We start from the raw sequence: 18,340 nt of genomic DNA, 5'->3' as shown, positions 1-18,340 counted from the left end.
CTGTAAAGGGAATAGACACCCTGACCGTAATAGGCCCTTGGCGTGTTCAGGGGGAACACGCCGGAACAGCAGAGAAACTAGCGACGGGAACGCGCAGTTTGCTTTTTAAGGAACATTTTGAATGGACCTGCACACACGTTATCAGTGCCACCATCTCTTAGTACAACATCCGGGTTTTTTCTGGATTTTGGATTTTGAACCACAGATTCGATACGCAAATTGTTGTTACGCGCACCTTGCAACATGTTGCCATACTCATTGATCAAACTCGTCTGATTCAATGTAACTGCACCAGAATTAGAACTGTAACTGCCTTCTGCAACCATCAGGCAATTCTGTCTGCAACGATAGTCATTGCTACTGATATCCTGCACGTAAGTGCCGTCACGTTTGAAGCTGATCTCGATTGTCACATCCTGCATCTGTTTTTGAGAGACTTGGTTCTCACAACGAATTGTCGCCTGGTATTTACCCGGCTGGATTGTCAGTTGATTGATTTGAGGCTGGCCTGGTTGACCGTACTGTCCCTCTGGAGGCATTTGACCTTGATCGTAAGGCCCGATCACACCCGGTTGTGGATAAGGAGCCGCGTTGCCACCATTGTTGGAATTGGAATCACAACCGACAACAGCAAGGGACAAAATCATCACCGAAAGAACCGATTTCACTGTATTCATAAGGCCACTCCGACAGTAAGTTAGAAAAACAAACCGTCTACCTTATACCACAGTGTAAAAAAACCTCAGAGTTCCCCCTGAGGTCCATGCAATGCTTACTTGATTGTTTAAACTTTAGACGAATTGCGATCTACCAAGCGATCTGCTGGCAGTAGTTTGTTCTAATCATATAGTTAACATCATGAACTTCGGCCGTGAGACCCACGTTATGCTTTTGCACGTATACTAGCGTTTTGCGATCCGCAGATTTAAACAGCTTCACATTCTCATCAGAATGGCGCCAATCGTACTTCACTTCTTTTGAAACCAGAGTCTCGCCGGCCCCCGTGATCTTCATGGTCAGACCATCTTTGCAATCCTCAATCAGGGTCACGGTCTCTGCCGTGCCCAAATCACTTTTCGTAATCTGACAACGATACGCCGCCGCTGCAAAAGAAGTTGAAGTTGCAAATAAGATCCCTACCATCAATCCGAATGCTTTCACCGAAGACTCCTTGGTTTAATTAGCTCAACCAAATCATGTTCAGTGAACAACTCTAAAATAGCAACTTCCCAAAAACCGGCTGGCGCCTTTTGGACGGAGCGGTGCGTTTAGGTGATAGGGAGGACGTCGAGGTCTTTTTGTTTTATTTTGCGTAGTTCTTCGGGGATGGCTTTCACGATGGCTTCGCCGAGAGCTTCTACTAGTTCGGATTTGTAATGTTCGCGGCGGCAGACGAGGCCGATTTCGCGTGCGGGAATCGGACGCTCAAATTGCACGACCTGGCTGCGCTCGCCTATGGTGTGAGTTGCAAGTTGCGGCAGTAGCGTGTAGCCGCCATACAGATCCACAAGATTTTTAAGTGTTTCCAAAGAGCCACTTTCAAATTTGTATTTGCGCTCGATGCCTTTTTTCTTTTTCACTGAACACAAATCCAAAACCTGATTGCGCAGACAATGGCCCTCTTCCAAAAGCCAGATGTCATCCATAGCCAGGGATTGATATTTGACTTTCTTTTGCTGGGCATAATCATGATTCTTATCACACAGAACATAGAACGGTTCGTAGTACAGTGGATACTCGAACATCGTCGCCACCTCTGTCGGAGTCGCAAGCACACCCACATCGATTTCGTCTTTGTTAAGCGCTTCGATGATATGATCCGTTTGCATTTCTTTGATATTCAACTCCAGATCCGGCAAAGTCTCCACACACACCGGCAAAAGACGCGGCAATAGATAAGGCGCCACCGTTGGAATCACTCCCACAGTTAAAATCCCCTTGCGGGACCCTTTGGTTCCTTCCAAAAGAATTGATTCAATTTTGCGCGCTTCAAACAGAACCGTCTGCATTTGAGAAATCAGCTTTTTACCAGCATCCGTCAGCAAGATGGGTTTCTTGGTACGATCAAAAATAACAACACCCAGCTCGTCCTCGAGCTTCTGAATCTGCATACTCAGAGTGGGCTGGGTTACAAAACAGGCTTCTGCGGCCTTGGCGAAGTGTCCATACTTATGGACAGCCATAACATATTCGAGCTGCGTCAAAGAAAAGTTCACCTTTAATTTCACCATAAACCCCTTGTCTTATAAGGATTCTAGGTCAATAGAGAAAATCTATCAAGGTATATTTATAATCTATTTTACTAATCTTCTCAGATCTTCTAGTCTAACCAAGTACCAAGGATTGATCCCCCAGGGGATTCCCTATTAACACACCATTATTCTGAGGAGAATAAATGCAAACATTGATCAACACACAAGTGCCTGACTTTAAAGTAGAAGCTTACCACAACAACGGTTTCAAAACTGTTTCTCAAGCTGACCTTAAAGGTAAATGGGCTATCTTCTTCTTCTACCCAGCTGACTTCACATTCGTATGCCCTACTGAATTGGGTGACATGGCTGATAAATATGCTGATTTCCAAAAATTGGGCGTAGAAGTATACGGTGTTTCTACAGACACTCACTTCACACACAAAGCTTGGCACGATACTTCTGAAACTATCAAAAAAATCAAATACCCAATGTTGGCTGACCCAACTGGTACTTTGACTCGCGCTTTCGGTGTTCACATTGAAGAAGCTGGTCTTGCTTACCGTGGTACTTTCTTGATCAACCCACAAGGTAAAATCGTTTTGGCTGAAGTTCAAGACAACGGCATCGGCCGTAATGCTGATGAATTGTTCCGCAAAACTCAAGCGGCTCAATACATCGCTGCGAACCCAGGCGAAGTTTGCCCAGCTAAATGGACTCCAGGTAAATCTACTTTGAAACCTGGCTTGGATCTAGTTGGTAAAATCTAAGTTTTAACCTGAACGTTTTTGACGGTTGGTGCGGCGGACTCTCTCCTCCGCACCAGCTCTCCATGTGGCGATTTTAAAGGTACTATTCAGCTTCTGGATGGCAGCTTTAAAGTCGTTTTTTTATAAGGAGGCACTTATGTTAGACTCTTCACTCCGCGAACAACTTGTTTCAGTTTTTGGCAAACTTGAAAATCCAGTTGAACTCATCATCGACAACAGCACTCATGACGATCACAAAGACCTTCTTGAAATGTTGAATGACGTGGCCGAGACTTCTGCAAACATCACAGTTAAAGAATCCGGTAACAACTCCCCGGTTCCGTCATTTTACATCGCTTACCAAGGCAAGCCGACGGGCATCTCTTTTAAAGGTATTCCCGGCGGTCATGAATTCACTTCACTGATCCTGGCCATCCTGAATACCGATGGCAAAGGCAAACTGCTTGATAGCTTGCTGGTGGATCGCGTTCGCCGTTTGAACAAAGGCATCACCGTGCAAACGTTCATGTCTTTGACTTGCGAAAACTGCCCTGAGGTTGTTCAGGCGCTGAATTTGATCACATTGGCTCATGGAAACATGAAGCACGAAGTGATCGATGGTGGCTATGTGCAGGACGAAGTTCAAAAACTGGGCATCCAAGGTGTTCCAAGTTTGGCTGGCAACGGCAAGATGTTCCACTCCGGTCGCATCTCGGTTTTGGATTTAATTGAAAAGCTTGAAAAAACATTCGGTGTGGATGCAAACGCCTCCACTGAACCTTCCGAACCTGTGAACAAAAACCTGGGTCACTTCGACGTATTGGTTATTGGCGGTGGTCCTGCAGGGGCTTCTGCTGCGATCTATTCCGTTCGCAAAGGCCTTAGCACTGCGATGATCACTGAAAAAATCGGTGGCCAGGTTCAAGAAACCAAAGGTATCGAAAACCTGATCGGCGTGACTTACACTGAAGGCCCTCAACTGGCGGCGCAGTTAAATCAACACGTTTCCAGCTACCCGGTACGCGTACTTGAAAATCGCCGTGTGAAATCCATCAAAACTGAGGGCAAGATCAAAACGATCGAGCTTGAAAGTGGCGAGCATCTTGTCGCGGACTCCATCATCGTGACCACTGGTGCGAAATGGCGCGAACTGGGTGTTGAAGGCGAAAAGGAATACATGGGTCGCGGTGTGGCTTACTGCCCGCACTGTGATGGTCCATTCTATAAAGGTAAAAAAGTTGCGGTTATCGGCGGAGGAAACTCTGGCGTTGAAGCGGCCATTGACCTTGCCGGCATCGTTCGCGAAGTGGTTGTGATTGAATACAATAACGAACTAAAAGCGGATCGCATCTTGGTTGATAAGCTAAAATCCCTAGCCAACGTTTCTGTCATCACAGGAGCTAAAACTGAAAAAGTTGTCGGCGATGGCGCGAAGGTTCATCAACTGGAATACACAGATCGCACCTCTAACAAATTGGAAAAACTGGATCTGGATGGTGTGTTTGTACAAATCGGTCTGGTTCCCAATAGCCAATTCCTAAAAGGCACCGTGGAGCTGACAAAGTTTGGCGAAATCATCACCGATGAAAAGTGCCGCACGAACGTGAAAGGCATTTACGCTGCCGGCGACGTGACGACCACTCCGTACAAGCAGATCGTGATTGCCATGGGCGAAGGCGCGAAAGCTGCCTTGGCGGCTTTCGAAGATCGCATGTACGACCACGCTTAACCAAAAGATACTGTCGCACTGCGGAACCGACATCGGTTTCGCAGTGTGTATCAAAAAAGCGCCAGGCGCCTGTGCTTGCATTTTGCTGCGAAGCCGACAAAGATGGTTCCCGATGACTGACACCAAAGCACAAACAAAACCTGAAAACAGCTGGCTGAACCTGATTTTTAATATCCTGTTGCCGGTTTTGATTTTAAACAAACTTACGAAGCATATCGGACCGGGCTACGCTCTGATTTTGGCTTTGGCCTTCCCGCTTATTTACGGAATCTATGATCTGATCAAACGCCGCAAAGTGAATGCGTTTTCTATTTTGGGTCTTCTGAATGTGGGCTTAACCGGCGGACTGGCATTTGTCGGCATTCATGGATTCTGGTTTGCAGTTAAAGAAGCTGCCTTTCCTGCCTTGGTAGGTATTTTCGTATTTGGTTCGGCGTTTACCAAAAAGCCATTCATCGAAAGTCTTTTCTTGAATCCGAATGTGATGAAAGTTGATTTGCTTGAGCAAAAACTGGCCGAGCACGGCAAGAAAGCCGAGTTCCACGAGCACATGAGAAAATCCACCATGTTGCTTTCATTATCGTTCGCTTTAAGTGCCGTTCTTAACTTTGTCCTGGCTAGATCCATCTTCCTGGATATCGACACCACACTGACCGCCGATGCACAATCAGTGATCCTGAATGAGCAAATCGCCAAGATGACCACATGGTCGATGGCGATCATCATGGTGCCTTCGATGATTTTCCTGATGGGTATCTTTTGGTATTTAATGAACGGAGTTAAAAAGCACTCCGGTCTTACCACCGAAGAACTTATGAACTCCTAACTGCGCTGCAGTACAAAAAGGGAACTGTTGTCCTTAGAAATCCCCGTCGAAATTTCCCGGAGGTGGCGGCGGTGGTGGAATGAACTCGCTACCGTTGCTGAAGTTGCCATCGAAATCTGGCACCATCGGTGGCGGAGGTGGTGGCGGCACGTCGCCGAAGTCTTCGGGTTGAATGTTTGGAGCCGGAACGTAGCCATCACTGAAGTCGTCAAATGTTGGCGGCGGCGGAAATGAAGAACCTCCCCCACCAAAACTGGAACCTCGCCCCGATCCGGAGCCAGATGAAGCACTCTTCGTTCCAAAATTACGCTTTGCGAAATCAAAACGCGGACGCTCCTCATCCAAACCCAACTCTTGCGCCAGTGTTGGCAGCCCCTTGGCTTCACGATCCAACTTTTCCTGTTTGTGCATTTTCGCGCTGTATTCGTTGCGAGCCTGATTGTAGGCCTGCTCTTCGGATTTTCTCTCGCGCTCCCACGCTCGGTATTCGGGAGAGTTCTCATCCATCGTTATCGCTTTAGGTTTATTGCGAATATAGGCTTCGCGCTCGCGATCCTTCTCGATCAACCACTGCTCTTCTTCTTCCTGATAGGAAAGCTTGGAACCCTGACGAGCTTCCTCGAAGCGCGACTGGCGTTTTTGATGCTCAGCAAAACCACGCAAACGAGTCTCTTCAGCATCCAAGGCATGCGCAAGAGTCGCAGATAAAGTGAGGGACAAAATAATGAGAAGACTACGAGGAGGATTCATTCTTGACCCAGTCTATCAGGATGCTTCCTTTTTTTTGAGCAAACAAAAAAAGATGCTCGACCTTTGTCTGAATACTTAATAACGTAAGCCCTTGCATCAAGGAGTCACAATGGACGCAATGCAGAGCATCGGAATCTTCGCAGCACAGACCTTTCTTATCCTCTTTGCTATTTTGGCGGTCATCATTGTCATCGCCATCCTCGCAGCTAAAGCAGGCCACAAAACAGAAGTTGAAGTGGAGCTTTTACATAAGAAATACAAGGGTTTCCGCAATCTCCTTAAAGCTCACACCGTTTCTAAAGCAGAACGCAAAGAGCTAAAGAAAAAACTTAAAGAAGAACGTAAAGCTCACGATTCAAAGGCGCAAGGACACGAGAAAAAGATCTTCGTGGTGGACTTTGAAGGCGACGTGAAAGCTTCAGCAGTTGAAAACCTGCGTGAAGAGATCACTGCGATTCTAACCATCGCAACTCCACAAGATGAAGTTGTGGTTCGCGTGGAAAGCCCGGGCGGCGTGGTTCATGGTTACGGCCTGGCAGCATCCCAACTGTTGCGCGTCCGTGAAAAAAACATTCCTCTTACAGTCTGCGTCGACAAAGTCGCTGCCAGCGGTGGCTACCTGATGTCTGTGACAGCCAACAAGATTTTGTGCGCTCCATTTGCGATCGTGGGCTCCATCGGGGTTGTGGCGCAAATTCCAAATCTTCACCGCGTTCTAAAAAAGCACGACGTGGACTTTAAAGAATACACGGCCGGCGAATACAAACGCACGGTCAGTCTTTTGGGCGAAATCACGCCAAAAGGTGAAGAGAAATTCAAACAACAGCTTGAAGACACTCACGTTCTGTTTAAAGGCTTCGTATCCAAATTCCGCCCTAACTTGAATCTGGAAGAAGTTGCCACTGGTGAATACTGGTACGGCGAACAGGCAATCACTAAAGGTCTGGTGGATGAAATTCGTACCAGCGATGATTATTTGATGACCTTGGCTGATAAACACCAGGTGATCAAAGTGAAGTTTGAACAAAAACAATCCATCAGCGACAAGCTGACAGGTGTTTTGGGCAAAGCGATGAAAAAAGGCGCTCTGTCGATCGTTGAAGAATTGGAAACTCGCCGCTTCCTTTAAGGTTTGCGGCCCCTCGGTTTTAGAAATCAACAAGGAGAAATGAATGTTGAATAAACTTGCAAAAGGATTGTTGCTGGGAGCTGCGTTGGGTTTGAGCGCCCAAGCTGTAGCAGCACCTTCAAATGCCGAACTTAAAATCGGTATTTCTCAGGAATTTGAAACCATGAACCCGATCATCATGTCCATGTCTGCTTCTGCTTACATGTACCGCATGGTGGGTCGCTCCTTGGTGAACCTGACTCCGGATGGAAAATGGGTTCCACAATTGGCGAAGGAAATCCCTTCCCTTGAAAAAGGCACTGCTAAAATCATCGAAGAAGGCGGCAAAAAGAAAATCGTCGCTAACTGGGAAATCATCGACGGCGCTAAATGGGGCGACGGCAAACCAGTTATCTGTGCTGACTTCATCGCTTCTCAAAAAATCGCAACCTCCCCGAACGTAGCGGTGGGCGAAAAAGAACAATGGACACAGGTTGAGAAAATCGACGTTGATCCAAAAAATCCAAAAAAATGTACTTTCAAATACGACAAAGCCATCTGGAGCTTCTACCAACTGGCTCAGTTCTTCCCGGTGCCAGCGCACTTGGAACTTCCAGTGTATGAAAAGCACAGCAAAGCCAAAGAAGGTTACGAAAAGAACTCTAACTACGTTCGTAACCCAACCAACCCAGGTCTTTACAGCGGTCCTTATGTGATCACGGAAGTAAAATTGGGTTCTCACGTGGCATTTGCACCGAATCCACATTTCTATGGCAAAAAACCTGTGATTCAAAAAGTGATCGTGAAATTGATCGCTTCAACTGGAACAATGGAAGCAAATCTTCGTTCTGGCACGATCGACATGGTTTCAGTACTGGGTATGGACTTCGACCAGGCACTGGCTTTCGAAAAGAAAGTAAAAGCAGAAAGCCTTCCTTTCGCTGTGACCTTCGTTCCTTCTGTAACGTATGAACACATCGATTTGAACCTGGACAATCCAATCTTGAAGGACGTTCGCGTTCGTAAAGCTCTTTTGAACTCCATCAACCGTGACGACTTGGTAAAAGCTTTGTTCGAAGGACGCCAAGAAGTAGCTGTTCACAATATCTCCCCTAAAGATCCTTGGTTCACCAAAGATCCAAAAGTTGTGACTTTGTACCCGTACTCTAAACGTACTGCTGGTAAATTGTTGGATGAAGCTGGCTGGAAAATGGGTGCTGATGGCTTCCGCTCCAAAGATGGCAAACGCCTTTCTTTGACGTTCCAAACGACTGCGGGCAACAAAACTCGTGAGTTGGTTCAGGTTTACCTGCAAAACCAATGGAAACAAAACGGCATTGAAGTTCTGGTTAAAAATCAACCAGCACGCGTGTTCTTCGGTGACACTATGTCGAAGCGTAAGTTTGAAGGTTTGGCGTTGTTTGCCTGGGTTTCTTCTCCGGAAAACTCCCCGCGCTCCACTCTTTCTTCAAAAGCTATTCCTTCTGATAAAAACGGCTGGTCTGGTCAAAACTACATGGGTTGGGTAAATCCACAGGTTGATAAAGATCTGGATTCTTTGGACCTGGAGTTTGATGCGAAAAAACGCACGGCTTTGGTTCATGATATTTTGAAACAATACACGACAGATGTTCCTGTACTTCCGTTGTACTACCGCTCTGACATTTCCATCGTTCCTAAGAACCTTAAGAACTATAAAATGTCCGGCCACCAATTCTACGAAACTAACTATATCGAAGATTGGTCTTTGTAATTCGTATTTAAGAGAGGCTACCCATGACTACTTTTATCACTCGTCGCATTTTGCAAACACTCGCTGTGATAGCTGTTCTATCCTACGTGGTTTTTGTACTTATGAGCCTAATGCCCGGCGATCCGGTGGACATGATGGTGGCCTCCAATCCCAAAATCACAGCTGAGGACGTAGCCCGTCTGAAGTCTTTGTATGGTTTGGATCAACCGATCTACAAACGTTACGGCAACTGGATGGCATCCGTTGTGACTGGTGACTTGGGTTACAGCCGTACTTACCGCGTGCCGGTTCAGGAATTGATGGGTCCCCGTTTGTGGAACACCTTCATCCTGTCGGCAGCGTCTTTGACTTTGTCTATTTTGATCGCGGTTCCACTGGGTGTGGTTTCAGCTTTGAAACCAAACTCCAAAACAGATTACTTTATGAATTTGTTTTCTTTCGCGGGGATTTCCATTCCCTCATTCTGGCTTGCGATCGTTTTGATTATTATTTTCGCGGTTAAATTCCCAATCTTCCCTGCCGGCGGCACTCAAACCATTGGTGTTGAAAATATGGGCTTCTGGGCCGAGGTGATGGACCGTGCGAAGTACCTGGTACTTCCGGTGCTTTCTTTGTCCATTCAACAAATTGGTCGTTTCTCGCGCTTCACTCGCTCGGCAATGACCGAAGCCATGCGCAATGATTTTATTCGCACCGCGCGCGCCAAGGGCCTTAGCAACAAAACAGTTATCTGGAAACATGCTTTCCGCAATGCTTTGATTCCGTTGATCACCATCCTGGCTTTGAGTATTTCAACTTTATTCTCGGGCGCATTGCTGACTGAAACAGTGTTTGCGTACCAAGGCGTTGGTAAATTGGTTTACGACTCCATCATCGGTAACGACTACAACGTTGCGATGATTTCCTTCGTGATCTCAGTGAGCATGGTTTTATTGATGAACTTAGTGGCTGACATTATGTACGGCTTCGCTGATCCGCGTATCGCTTACAAGTAGGTCTGAAGATGTCAGGAAGTGAACTAACTATGAATAAAGTGAATGTAGCCTCAACATTAACAGACAAGGACCGCGCCGAAATCGACAAAGCCATGCCGATGTGGAAAATGGTCTGGCGCCAATTTAAAGGCCACCGCCTGGCTGTGGCTGGAGCCGTTGTTATTATTTTCTTTATGTTGATTGCGATCTTTGCAAATCAAATTGAATCCATCACAGGTTTGGATCCGAACGCGCAAAATGTGGCGAATCGCTATGTAGCACCGTTCACATCCACTCAAGCAGGACCCGATATACGCGAAACTGAAATCGAGAAATTCATCAATGCGAATCCTGAAGCGGCTGATAAAATCCAAAAAGCCCTGGTTGAAAAAGGTCTGGTCACTGTTCCAGAAATCGATTCTATCTATGAAGTTGGTGCCAAGGAAATTCCTGAAGCCATCGGAGTCTTTAAGTCCCTGGACATCCCGGAAACCAAAGAGCTTTTGAAAACTTTCAGCAGCTTTGACACCTTCCACTTGTTCGGCACCGATGAATTGGGCCGCGATGTATTCATCCGTCTGGTTTATGGCACTCGTGTTTCCATGGGTGTTGGTGTTCTGGTGGCTATCGCCTCTGCTTTTATCGGCCTTTTGATCGGCAGTATCGCTGGTTACTACGGCGGCTGGATTGATACGGTTCTGATGCGTGTGACAGACTCACTATTGAGCTTGCCCACAATTCCGGTCCTGATCGTAATGGCAGCCATCGACTTTACAAAGTTGCCGGTTTTAAACGCCATCGTCAGTACTCAGAATGAGTCTGTATTCAAAATGGTGATCATTCTTTGTATCTTCTCATGGATGACTGTAGCCCGCCTGGTGCGCGGAAATATTCTTTCCCTGCGCGAGCGTGAATTCATTTTGGCTGCAAGAACCATCGGCGCCAAAGACAGCACAATCATCGTGCGCCACATGTTCCCGAACGTGATCGCACCGATTCTGGTATCCATCACTTTAGGTGTGGGCGAATCCATCTTGTTTGAAGCCGCGTTGTCTTTCTTGGGCTTAGGTATCATGCCGCCAACACCAAGCTGGGGTAATATGCTAAACAACGCTCAAGAGCTGATTTACCAAGCTCCGTTCCTAGCAATCCTGCCGGGTATTCTGATCCTGATGACCACGATCAGTTTCAACTACTTGGGGGACGGCCTGCAAGACGCTCTCGATCCAAATTCCGTTCGTCGTTAATTTCAAAAGCCTCCGACTTCGGGGGCTTTTTTTTGCCCTACTAACGACTGCCAATTTGCTGTTCACCCCTGAAAAAAACACCCGACCACCGCCCCCTCCTCAAATCTGGGGCTTTTCCCCCAGGCATGGAACTTGGAATAGGAAATTCCAGATTTTCCATGGGAGACTTTATGAAAACGGTTTTGTCTTTTGTTTTCACCATTCTTTTTGCCAATAACACGTTTGCAGCGGCAGCGAATTCCAGCCAGGTGCCTGCATCCGGCGAACTTATGTGTCGCTCTAAAGCGAAGGAAATTGCGGCTTCCACATATGCTGGTTGCATGAATGAATACAACACGGCCCAAGTAAATGCGATCCGTGAAGCCTACCAAAAAGACCTGGCTGCAGTGAAAGCCAAGTACGATAAGAAGTTGAAGGCCCTTAAAAAAGGCAGCCCAGCAAATGTGAATGCGAATAACACTGCAAACACACCAAAAGCCCCTTCTACAGTCGCAAAACAGCTTCCTACGAAGACTGTGACTCAATCTGAGGCGACTCCAGTTATCACTCCGGTTTCTGAGGAGCCAGTGGTAGCCCTGAAGCCAGCCAACGACGTGCCGCTAGGTGTTGAAAGCGACTTGATGGACCAGAACGAAATTAGCGAGACTACAGCCCAATAAGCCCCAGTCTTGTATTGATTTTCCTCCCTGAGCGGTCTAAAACGTGTAGACTTTAATAAAGCTCTGGGAGGAGTTTTCATGGGTGAGTTCAGCGTTACACATCTACTATTATTGGCTTTGATCTTCTTGGTATTTTTTGGTCCAAGCCGTCTTCCGCAATTGGGTTCTTCCCTGGGTAAAGCGATCCGTGGTTTCAAACAAGGTTTGAACGAAATTGATGTGGATCCAAAAGACATCAAAGATACGCACCAACAAGTGCAACATCAAAATCAGCAATCACAAAATCAATCTGTTAATCAAACACAAAGCCAGAAAGAAACACACAACTCATAAGAGTTGCGGGAGAATAAAATGGGTTCATTGAGTCTTACACACTTACTATTAATCGCTCTTGTTTTCTTGATCTTCTTTGGTCCAAGCAAATTGCCTCAATTGGGTCAATCTTTGGGTCAAGCAATCCGTGGCTTCAAAAAAGGTTTGAACGAAATCGACGCTGACGTAAAAGATGTTAAAGAGGCGCAACAAGTGTCTCACCAACAGCAACAAGGTCAGCAAGTGAACCAAACACAAACTAACAAAGAGCCACACAACTCTTAATTGTTAGCTGCAAATTTAGTTTTTCAAAAAGCCTTCTTGGGAATCCCAGAAGGCTTTTTTTATTGCACGAACCTCATTTCCACACCCGCTACGGGTGCGGCAGCGCGACGGAGTGAATGCTCTGCTAACGCCTTTGACCACCTTGACTCTGAGTTTTTAGCCACTGAATGACTTTGAACTATTTGTTTAATGACCACCCTCCGTCTTATGGATAAACTTAAATTATGTCTTTGTATGAAATCGTTAAACCAAATCTCACTGACTATGAATTTCTGAAGAATGTACATCACATTACTTTAAAACCGCATGTCGAAAAAATATGGGGTTGGGAAGAGACAAGGCAGGACGCATTTTTCAAGGAAGATTTTGAATCCGGACAGATTCAATTGCTTCGAGCTTTTAATCAATTAGTAGGCTACCTGCAGCTAAATGAGGAAAATGGCACTCTTTTTATCGTTAACATTTTGATCCTTCCAGAGTTCCAAAATCGTAAACTAGGATCGGCGATCATCAAGGATCTTATTGTAAAATATGGTGCTAAGGGTGTTCCGCTAAAGCTTGGAGTCTTTAAAATTAATACCCGCGCAAAATGTTTATATGAAGCCTTGGGGTTTAAAATTGATGGCGAATCCGAAACGCATTTTTCGATGAGTCTTTTGCCTGAATAAACCCCTTATAACTTGGACAATCATAGCATCAGAAAGCACTGACTAAAAATCATGACGGTTGAACTAAGACAACTGACTATGTTGGATGAGAAAGCTTTTTTCGAAGGAATGAAAGAGTGGAAAGTTGACGAGCTTAGCTGGTATACATTTGCTTGGCGAGACGGAATGAGCTTCTCACAAATGCTTGAAATTCTAAAAAAAGAAAAAGCGGGTATTGATATAGCACCCGACCGAGTTCCGCATACCATGCTTTATGGGTTTATGGACGGGAAAATCATCGGACGAGTCAGTGTTCGCCACGAACTTAATGAACGTCTTCGCCATCGCGGCGGTCACATAGGCTACTCAGTTGCCGAGAAATTTCGAAATAAAGGTTATGCAACTGATATGGCCCGACAGGCGTTGGACTACTGCAAATCATTGGGGCTTCAATCGATTATGGTTACCTGCTCAGATTCAAACACTCCATCATGGAAGGTTATCGAGCGATTCGGTGGCAAACTTGAAGATAGAGTTTGGAACGATGAAGATAATGAAATGATCCGCCGATATTGGATCACGCTTTAATGGATAGCTTTACCCCATGATTCGCCTTGAACCCATGACAGCAGATCAATTGAACCACTACAGCAAGTTTTCATTCGAGAAGTTCTTGAACGATACTGCCAAGTTGTCAGGACAAAGCATCGAGGATTTAAGAGCGAAATTCGGTGACCCACCAAATCGCCCTTCCGAAAATGATCTCTGGTACGTGATTCATTCTGAGGACTCACCTGTCGGTTTTATTTGGATTCAGATTCAACCAAAGAAACAAGAAGCTTTCATCTATGACTTCTTCATTGAAGCTGAGTTTAGATCCAAGGGACTTGGGCGTAAGACCTTGGTCAGCGGAATTGAGCTTATGAAACAACGGCCCGTCGATAAAATGAGACTGTGCGTTTATCATGACAACGCTATTGCGCGGAAACTTTATGCTTCGCTGGGATTCAGGGAAACGGATTTCAATCCCGAACGCAGACAGTATACTCTTGAACTTCCGCTCTGAATAAAAGCCTTTGAGAGTTACGCAAACTCCCCGCCTGACATCATGCGGAACCGATATCGGTTCCGCATCGCAGTACGAAAAAGGAACTGTTACCTCAGGGTATGGACATCTCTGCCAATTTGAAATAGAAAAACTTATGGTGCATTCAAATTCGGTCATAAAAATGTGGCGAGACTATCATGTGGCATCGGGAATTCCGATCCCCGAGATTGTCGCCGACTCATTTTCTGACAACAAGATGGAAGCAACCGAACTGTCTGCATTAGTGAACCAAGGCATCAAGCGCGCAACGGTTCCGGCCCTTTGGGCATTTGAAAAAACAGGTACTCAATTGCCTGAAGTCGGCGGTATTTTTCTGGTTGTCGACGGCAATGGTGAGGCTGTTTGTATTGTCAAAACAACCAGAGTTTCCATTATTCCCTTTAATGAAATCACCGAATCTCAGGCCTATCGCGAAGGGGAAGGAGATCGAACCCTTGATTATTGGCGGAGGGTTCATGCTGAATATTATAAAAGACAATTTGAAACTCTCGATCTCAACTTTGAAGAATCAATGCCCATTGTTTTTGAAGAATTCGAAAAGATCTTTCCAGAGACAATCAAATAACTGAAATTTTCACACCCGCAACGGAACCGATATCGGTTCCGCATCGCAGTACGAAAAGGGAACCCTGTTACCTCAGGCGCAGTTACCTCAGGCAATCCGAGATAATGCTTTGGGCGCCGTTGGCGAGCAACTCTTCGGCCCGGGCTTGTTCATTCACGGTCCAAAAACTAACTGGCACTCCCCGCTTTACATAACGGCGAAGATCCGCCACAGAGACATAGCGATGATCCAGATGCAGAATGCTGGCGTGAATGTAGGGTGCGAATAAGAGCATCTTTAAATACCAACGATTGGTCGGATCTTGCTCTTTAGTAGCAAGTAACGCCCGCGGCACTTGCGGAAGCAGGCGATGCAACTCACGCACGGCCAGGGGATTAAAACTGGAAAATAGAATTCTGTGAAACGAGTCTGTCTCGCGCACGACGCGGGCGACTTTTTCTTCCAACCGGTGATCGGTGGCTTTATTGGTTTTAAGCTCAATGTTTAAATACTTTGGCACGCCGGAACTTAACAGCACTTCACGAAGTGTCGGGATATTTGCAATTTGTTCTAGCTCTGCGGCTGAGACCTGATCCACGCGGCGCGAATCGCCTGATATTCGCTTTAGGTCATCATCATGAAAAACCACGACGTGCCCGTCCTTGCTTAAGCGCACGTCCATTTCAACCATCTCAAGACCGCGGTCTTTGGCGGCCTTAAAGGCGGCCAGAGTGTTTTCCTGGGCGCCCGCCTGCCAATAGCCGCGGTGACCTTGAAACGGCGGAGGCTTGATGGCGTTTGCCGGCCAGGGGTCTGCTTTCCAAAACCGATGTTTGATCAAAAGAAAAACCACCAGAGCGAAAACTAACAGACCCAGATAAATCATCTCGTGGCCTTGCCTGAGTTCTCATTGAAAGTCGGCACATCGCGAGTTCCATCAATTTGATACTTGCGAGTGGACTTGCCATCTTTGGTTTGCACGGTGCCTGATAGCTCACCAAACTCATTCCAGGAGCCGGAGGTGGTAATTTTTGAGTCTTTGCCAGCCTTTGCCTCAAAGCCCTGCCATTTTAAATTCTGGTTGTTCTTCCAATAGAAGTCCCCATGCAGGTCCTTGAGATTCAAAACTTTATCCACCCACCAGGTGGTCGGAGTTACGTTTTGTAAAATCTGATGCCCCGGAGTTTCCTCTTCGACAACAAGACTTTGCACCTGAGCTTGCATAACGATCTCACCCTGGCGCAGATCGAATTTGGCTTTGGATTTACCAAACGTCATACCTTCAACATCCAGGGTATTCAGTTGTGCGGAGCCTTTAAGATAAGAAACTTTGCCTGCACTCAGGCGAGCTTCCGCATCCAGCCCCAGCACACCGATCTCCCCACCATTGGTCATCAGGGATTGAATTGCCGGGTCCAAAGTGACTTCGTCGATGTTGGAGCTTAGCTGCACATCCTTGAAATCACGATCGGCTTTTACTTTAATGGAACCCACGAAACTGCCGCCCTTGGGCTCAGCACGATTGACCGCGATATTCCACGTGTCGCCTTTAAGGGAAATTTCGCCAGCAATGCGATCCACAACTTGATTTTCACGGCGGCTTTTATTTGAAAATACAAACTGCAAGCCCTGATGCTCACCCACCATACGCATGTCTTTTTCAGACACAAACTCCGCCTGACCGGTAAAGGTTCCCAAATTGCCGAAAATTTTTGCTTTCTGCGGACGATTGATGAACGCCAGCAGCTTATCGATGCGCATGTTTTGGATATCAATCAGAAAGGGCTTATAACGAAGTGGATCCACCGAGGTGAACGAGGCACTGTCGACGCTCATCTCCCCTAGATCACCTTCCAGACGCAGATCTTTGACTTCAAAGGGAGCGGACTTTAACTTCTCCGCCTCACCCCGCATGCGGGCTTTGGCTGAAACCCACACCTGCTTGCCATTCAGATTTTTGGCCACCAGATCGTATTTCTGTAAAACCTGCAGCACCTGACTGAGTGGAATGTGCTTCACGTCGGTTTCCACATTCAGCATATGATCATTCAAAGTGTAGTGTGTGATCACGCTGTAGTGACCCTCACGCCAGTTCCCGAAAAAATGCGCCTGCAGGGATTGCTCGGGCATTTCCTTATATTCAAGAAATAGATTTGCGTGGGACAGATAATCCCCGACAGTGTCATCCTTTAGGAAATTGGTCTTCGCATGAACTTCCACAACGCGAGGCTCGAAGGATTTCACCTGGGCCTTGAAACTGGAAAGTTCAAAGGGATATTGCGGGTACTGCGCTGAAAGAATTTTGAAACTGTGAATATTCAATTCACTGATGTCGTTTCGATACTTCTGCGCTTGCTCCACCGGCGACAACTTCACCAGCGGTGTTTCCTCTTTGGGACGATGATAGTTTTCAGAGGCTTTTTGTTTCTCTTTTTCACACGCCTCCACCGTTCCGCGCAAAGTCAGAACCACGTTGTCTGCGTTGATTTTCTTCACCGGGGATTCTTTGGTAATCAGTCCCCACAATGAAAGCGGCAGGCGCATTTCATCAATCTCCAGCACCGGAGACATCCAGCACGCCTGATCAGACTCCATACGCACTTGCTTAATCAAAACTGCGAAGCGCGGTAAAATGCCATTCGCAAGACTTAGCTCCGCCGAATCGAACGAGACTTTTATATCTTTGTGAATGTGGCTTGCAGCTTTCTCCAGTTGCGCTTTGATTCGTTGAGGAGAAAGTAAAGAACTGGTGGTGTAGCCAATTAAAAAAGCCAGGATCAATCCCGTTAAGAAGATTTTCATTCCTGGCTGTTCAGAGATCAAATATTTATCAGAGCGATTGCGGCGATCCATGACCTATTCTTATTCGAAAGGTCCAGATCGCCAAGAGAATTCGCCTTCCGCCTTCGCTAAAGCTTCGGCGTGATTAGCGGTATTCGAAGTGAAGGATTTCGAATTCCTTGTCACCCTTAGGGCTTTGCACAGTTACAGTGTCGCCCACTTTTTTACCGATCAAAGCGCGTGCAAGAGGAGAAAGCACAGAGATCATGCCTTTTTTAACGTCCGCCTCATCAACGCCCACGATTTGGTAGCTCACTTCTTCTTCAGATTCAGTTTCAACTGCTTTTACGTGTGCACCAAATACAACACGATCCGCCTTGATAGTGGATACGTCGATCACTTCAGCGCCTGCCAATTTGCCCTGGATTTCAGCAATACGGCCTTCAATCATGGACTGACGTTCTTTAGCGGATTCGTATTCCGCGTTCTCAGAGATATCCCCTTGAGCACGGGCCTCTTCAATAGCGGCGATAATAGTGGGTCTTTCCTCTAACAATAGCTTCTTAAGCTCTGCATCTAGCAGCGCTTTTCCGCGAACTGTCATTGGAAGTTTGTCGTTTGTACCTACAGACATGTCTATCTCCACTGTTAAAGGGACATTACTTTTACCGGAGTT

21 protein-coding genes are annotated in these 18,340 nt (G+C 46.5%); 14 read left to right on the top strand and 7 right to left on the bottom strand.

Going from position 1 to position 18,340, the window contains the following annotated elements:
• Positions 1–77 precede the first annotated feature (77 nt).
• The 3 genes from AAAA73_RS05300 to AAAA73_RS05290 form a co-directional block, all read right to left on the bottom strand.
• On the bottom strand, positions 78–677 hold the full coding sequence (locus tag AAAA73_RS05300) for a hypothetical protein (RefSeq protein WP_340597143.1): 600 nt from the start codon (positions 675–677) through the stop codon (positions 78–80).
• Between the two features lie 130 nt (positions 678–807).
• Complete coding sequence (locus tag AAAA73_RS05295) at positions 808–1,161, bottom strand: hypothetical protein (RefSeq protein ID WP_340597142.1); 354 nt, start codon at positions 1,159–1,161, stop codon at positions 808–810.
• A 107-nt stretch (positions 1,162–1,268) separates the two neighbouring features.
• The gene (locus AAAA73_RS05290) at positions 1,269–2,231 is read right to left on the bottom strand and encodes a hydrogen peroxide-inducible genes activator (protein WP_340597141.1); all 963 of its coding nucleotides are present in this window, start codon (positions 2,229–2,231) and stop codon (positions 1,269–1,271) included.
• 164 nt (positions 2,232–2,395) lie between these two features.
• Here AAAA73_RS05290 and ahpC point away from each other — a divergent pair, with 164 nt between their 5' ends.
• From ahpC to AAAA73_RS05275, 3 genes are all read left to right on the top strand, one after another.
• Positions 2,396–2,962 (top strand): alkyl hydroperoxide reductase subunit C, encoded by a 567-nt coding sequence (gene ahpC, locus AAAA73_RS05285; protein WP_340597140.1) that lies wholly within the window; start codon positions 2,396–2,398, stop codon positions 2,960–2,962.
• A gap of 136 nt (positions 2,963–3,098) precedes the next feature.
• Positions 3,099–4,670, top strand: coding sequence for an alkyl hydroperoxide reductase subunit F (ahpF, locus tag AAAA73_RS05280; RefSeq protein ID WP_340597139.1), 1,572 nt, complete (start codon positions 3,099–3,101; stop codon positions 4,668–4,670).
• 112 nt (positions 4,671–4,782) lie between these two features.
• Positions 4,783–5,496, top strand: a complete 714-nt coding sequence (locus AAAA73_RS05275; RefSeq protein ID WP_340597138.1) for a VC0807 family protein — start codon at positions 4,783–4,785, stop codon at positions 5,494–5,496.
• Between the two features lie 33 nt (positions 5,497–5,529).
• On the opposite strand, the gene AAAA73_RS05270 is transcribed toward AAAA73_RS05275, so the two are convergent.
• Complete coding sequence (locus tag AAAA73_RS05270; RefSeq protein ID WP_340597137.1) at positions 5,530–6,246, bottom strand: hypothetical protein; 717 nt, start codon at positions 6,244–6,246, stop codon at positions 5,530–5,532.
• A 109-nt stretch (positions 6,247–6,355) separates the two neighbouring features.
• On the opposite strand from AAAA73_RS05270, the gene sohB reads away from it, so the two are divergent.
• The 11 genes from sohB (at position 6,356) to AAAA73_RS05215 (ending at position 14,904) form a co-directional block, all read left to right on the top strand.
• Entirely contained in the window at positions 6,356–7,375 is a 1,020-nt protein-coding gene (gene sohB, locus AAAA73_RS05265; RefSeq protein ID WP_340597136.1) for a protease SohB, read from the top strand.
• Between the two features lie 43 nt (positions 7,376–7,418).
• Positions 7,419–9,107 carry a peptide ABC transporter substrate-binding protein gene (locus AAAA73_RS05260; protein WP_340597135.1) on the top strand — a complete coding sequence of 563 codons (1,689 nt, stop codon included), beginning with the start codon at positions 7,419–7,421 and terminating at the stop codon, positions 9,105–9,107.
• A gap of 23 nt (positions 9,108–9,130) precedes the next feature.
• Positions 9,131–10,102 carry an ABC transporter permease gene (locus tag AAAA73_RS05255; RefSeq protein WP_340597134.1) on the top strand — a complete coding sequence of 324 codons (972 nt, stop codon included), beginning with the start codon at positions 9,131–9,133 and terminating at the stop codon, positions 10,100–10,102.
• Positions 10,103–10,131: 29 nt separating this feature from the next.
• The gene (locus tag AAAA73_RS05250) at positions 10,132–11,328 is read left to right on the top strand and encodes an ABC transporter permease (RefSeq protein ID WP_340597133.1); all 1,197 of its coding nucleotides are present in this window, start codon (positions 10,132–10,134) and stop codon (positions 11,326–11,328) included.
• 170 nt (positions 11,329–11,498) lie between these two features.
• The gene (locus tag AAAA73_RS05245; RefSeq protein WP_340597132.1) at positions 11,499–11,987 is read left to right on the top strand and encodes a hypothetical protein; all 489 of its coding nucleotides are present in this window, start codon (positions 11,499–11,501) and stop codon (positions 11,985–11,987) included.
• Positions 11,988–12,065: 78 nt separating this feature from the next.
• Positions 12,066–12,320, top strand: a complete 255-nt coding sequence (locus AAAA73_RS05240; protein WP_340597131.1) for a twin-arginine translocase TatA/TatE family subunit — start codon at positions 12,066–12,068, stop codon at positions 12,318–12,320.
• A gap of 18 nt (positions 12,321–12,338) precedes the next feature.
• Positions 12,339–12,584, top strand: a complete 246-nt coding sequence (locus AAAA73_RS05235) for a Sec-independent protein translocase subunit TatA/TatB (RefSeq protein WP_340597130.1) — start codon at positions 12,339–12,341, stop codon at positions 12,582–12,584.
• 224 nt (positions 12,585–12,808) lie between these two features.
• Positions 12,809–13,252: a GNAT family N-acetyltransferase gene (locus tag AAAA73_RS05230; RefSeq protein WP_340597129.1), complete on the top strand. Its 444-nt coding sequence runs from the start codon at positions 12,809–12,811 to the stop codon at positions 13,250–13,252.
• 51 nt (positions 13,253–13,303) lie between these two features.
• The gene (locus tag AAAA73_RS05225) at positions 13,304–13,819 is read left to right on the top strand and encodes a GNAT family N-acetyltransferase (protein ID WP_340597128.1); all 516 of its coding nucleotides are present in this window, start codon (positions 13,304–13,306) and stop codon (positions 13,817–13,819) included.
• Between the two features lie 16 nt (positions 13,820–13,835).
• Positions 13,836–14,297 carry a GNAT family N-acetyltransferase gene (locus AAAA73_RS05220; protein WP_340597127.1) on the top strand — a complete coding sequence of 154 codons (462 nt, stop codon included), beginning with the start codon at positions 13,836–13,838 and terminating at the stop codon, positions 14,295–14,297.
• 10 nt (positions 14,298–14,307) lie between these two features.
• Positions 14,308–14,904 (top strand): ASCH domain-containing protein, encoded by a 597-nt coding sequence (locus AAAA73_RS05215; protein ID WP_340597126.1) that lies wholly within the window; start codon positions 14,308–14,310, stop codon positions 14,902–14,904.
• Positions 14,905–14,986: 82 nt separating this feature from the next.
• On the opposite strand, the gene AAAA73_RS05210 is transcribed toward AAAA73_RS05215, so the two are convergent.
• The 3 genes from AAAA73_RS05210 to greA form a co-directional block, all read right to left on the bottom strand.
• Positions 14,987–15,769, bottom strand: coding sequence for a glycerophosphodiester phosphodiesterase (locus tag AAAA73_RS05210; RefSeq protein ID WP_340597125.1), 783 nt, complete (start codon positions 15,767–15,769; stop codon positions 14,987–14,989).
• The gene (locus tag AAAA73_RS05205) at positions 15,766–17,736 is read right to left on the bottom strand and encodes a hypothetical protein (RefSeq protein WP_340597124.1); all 1,971 of its coding nucleotides are present in this window, start codon (positions 17,734–17,736) and stop codon (positions 15,766–15,768) included. Before AAAA73_RS05205 ends, AAAA73_RS05210 begins: the two co-directional genes overlap by 4 nt.
• Before the next feature lie 73 nt (positions 17,737–17,809).
• Positions 17,810–18,298 carry a transcription elongation factor GreA gene (gene greA / locus AAAA73_RS05200; RefSeq protein WP_340597123.1) on the bottom strand — a complete coding sequence of 163 codons (489 nt, stop codon included), beginning with the start codon at positions 18,296–18,298 and terminating at the stop codon, positions 17,810–17,812.
• Positions 18,299–18,340: the final 42 nt, after the last annotated feature.

Source organism: Bdellovibrio sp. GT3 (assembly GCF_037996765.1).
Lineage (GTDB): Bacteria > Bdellovibrionota > Bdellovibrionia > Bdellovibrionales > Bdellovibrionaceae > Bdellovibrio.
This window is presented reverse-complemented; position numbering and strand designations above follow the sequence as displayed.

Excerpts from the sequence above, each read along its gene's own strand:
- AAAA73_RS05300 (WP_340597143.1), bottom strand. The coding sequence starts at position 677 with ATGAATACAGTGAAATCGGTTCTTTCGGTGATGATTTTGTCCCTTGCT.
- AAAA73_RS05290 (WP_340597141.1), bottom strand. The coding sequence starts at position 2,231 with ATGGTGAAATTAAAGGTGAACTTTTCTTTGACGCAGCTCGAATATGTT.
- ahpC (WP_340597140.1), top strand. The coding sequence starts at position 2,396 with ATGCAAACATTGATCAACACACAAGTGCCTGACTTTAAAGTAGAAGCT.
- ahpF (WP_340597139.1), top strand. The coding sequence starts at position 3,099 with ATGTTAGACTCTTCACTCCGCGAACAACTTGTTTCAGTTTTTGGCAAA.
- AAAA73_RS05275 (WP_340597138.1), top strand. The coding sequence starts at position 4,783 with ATGACTGACACCAAAGCACAAACAAAACCTGAAAACAGCTGGCTGAAC.
- AAAA73_RS05270 (WP_340597137.1), bottom strand. The coding sequence starts at position 6,246 with ATGAATCCTCCTCGTAGTCTTCTCATTATTTTGTCCCTCACTTTATCT.
- sohB (WP_340597136.1), top strand. The coding sequence starts at position 6,356 with ATGGACGCAATGCAGAGCATCGGAATCTTCGCAGCACAGACCTTTCTT.
- AAAA73_RS05260 (WP_340597135.1), top strand. The coding sequence starts at position 7,419 with ATGTTGAATAAACTTGCAAAAGGATTGTTGCTGGGAGCTGCGTTGGGT.
- AAAA73_RS05255 (WP_340597134.1), top strand. The coding sequence starts at position 9,131 with ATGACTACTTTTATCACTCGTCGCATTTTGCAAACACTCGCTGTGATA.
- AAAA73_RS05250 (WP_340597133.1), top strand. The coding sequence starts at position 10,132 with ATGAATAAAGTGAATGTAGCCTCAACATTAACAGACAAGGACCGCGCC.
- AAAA73_RS05245 (WP_340597132.1), top strand. The coding sequence starts at position 11,499 with ATGAAAACGGTTTTGTCTTTTGTTTTCACCATTCTTTTTGCCAATAAC.
- AAAA73_RS05240 (WP_340597131.1), top strand. The coding sequence starts at position 12,066 with ATGGGTGAGTTCAGCGTTACACATCTACTATTATTGGCTTTGATCTTC.
- AAAA73_RS05235 (WP_340597130.1), top strand. The coding sequence starts at position 12,339 with ATGGGTTCATTGAGTCTTACACACTTACTATTAATCGCTCTTGTTTTC.
- AAAA73_RS05230 (WP_340597129.1), top strand. The coding sequence starts at position 12,809 with ATGTCTTTGTATGAAATCGTTAAACCAAATCTCACTGACTATGAATTT.
- AAAA73_RS05225 (WP_340597128.1), top strand. The coding sequence starts at position 13,304 with ATGACGGTTGAACTAAGACAACTGACTATGTTGGATGAGAAAGCTTTT.
- AAAA73_RS05220 (WP_340597127.1), top strand. The coding sequence starts at position 13,836 with ATGATTCGCCTTGAACCCATGACAGCAGATCAATTGAACCACTACAGC.
- AAAA73_RS05210 (WP_340597125.1), bottom strand. The coding sequence starts at position 15,769 with ATGATTTATCTGGGTCTGTTAGTTTTCGCTCTGGTGGTTTTTCTTTTG.
- AAAA73_RS05205 (WP_340597124.1), bottom strand. The coding sequence starts at position 17,736 with ATGGATCGCCGCAATCGCTCTGATAAATATTTGATCTCTGAACAGCCA.
- greA (WP_340597123.1), bottom strand. The coding sequence starts at position 18,298 with ATGTCTGTAGGTACAAACGACAAACTTCCAATGACAGTTCGCGGAAAA.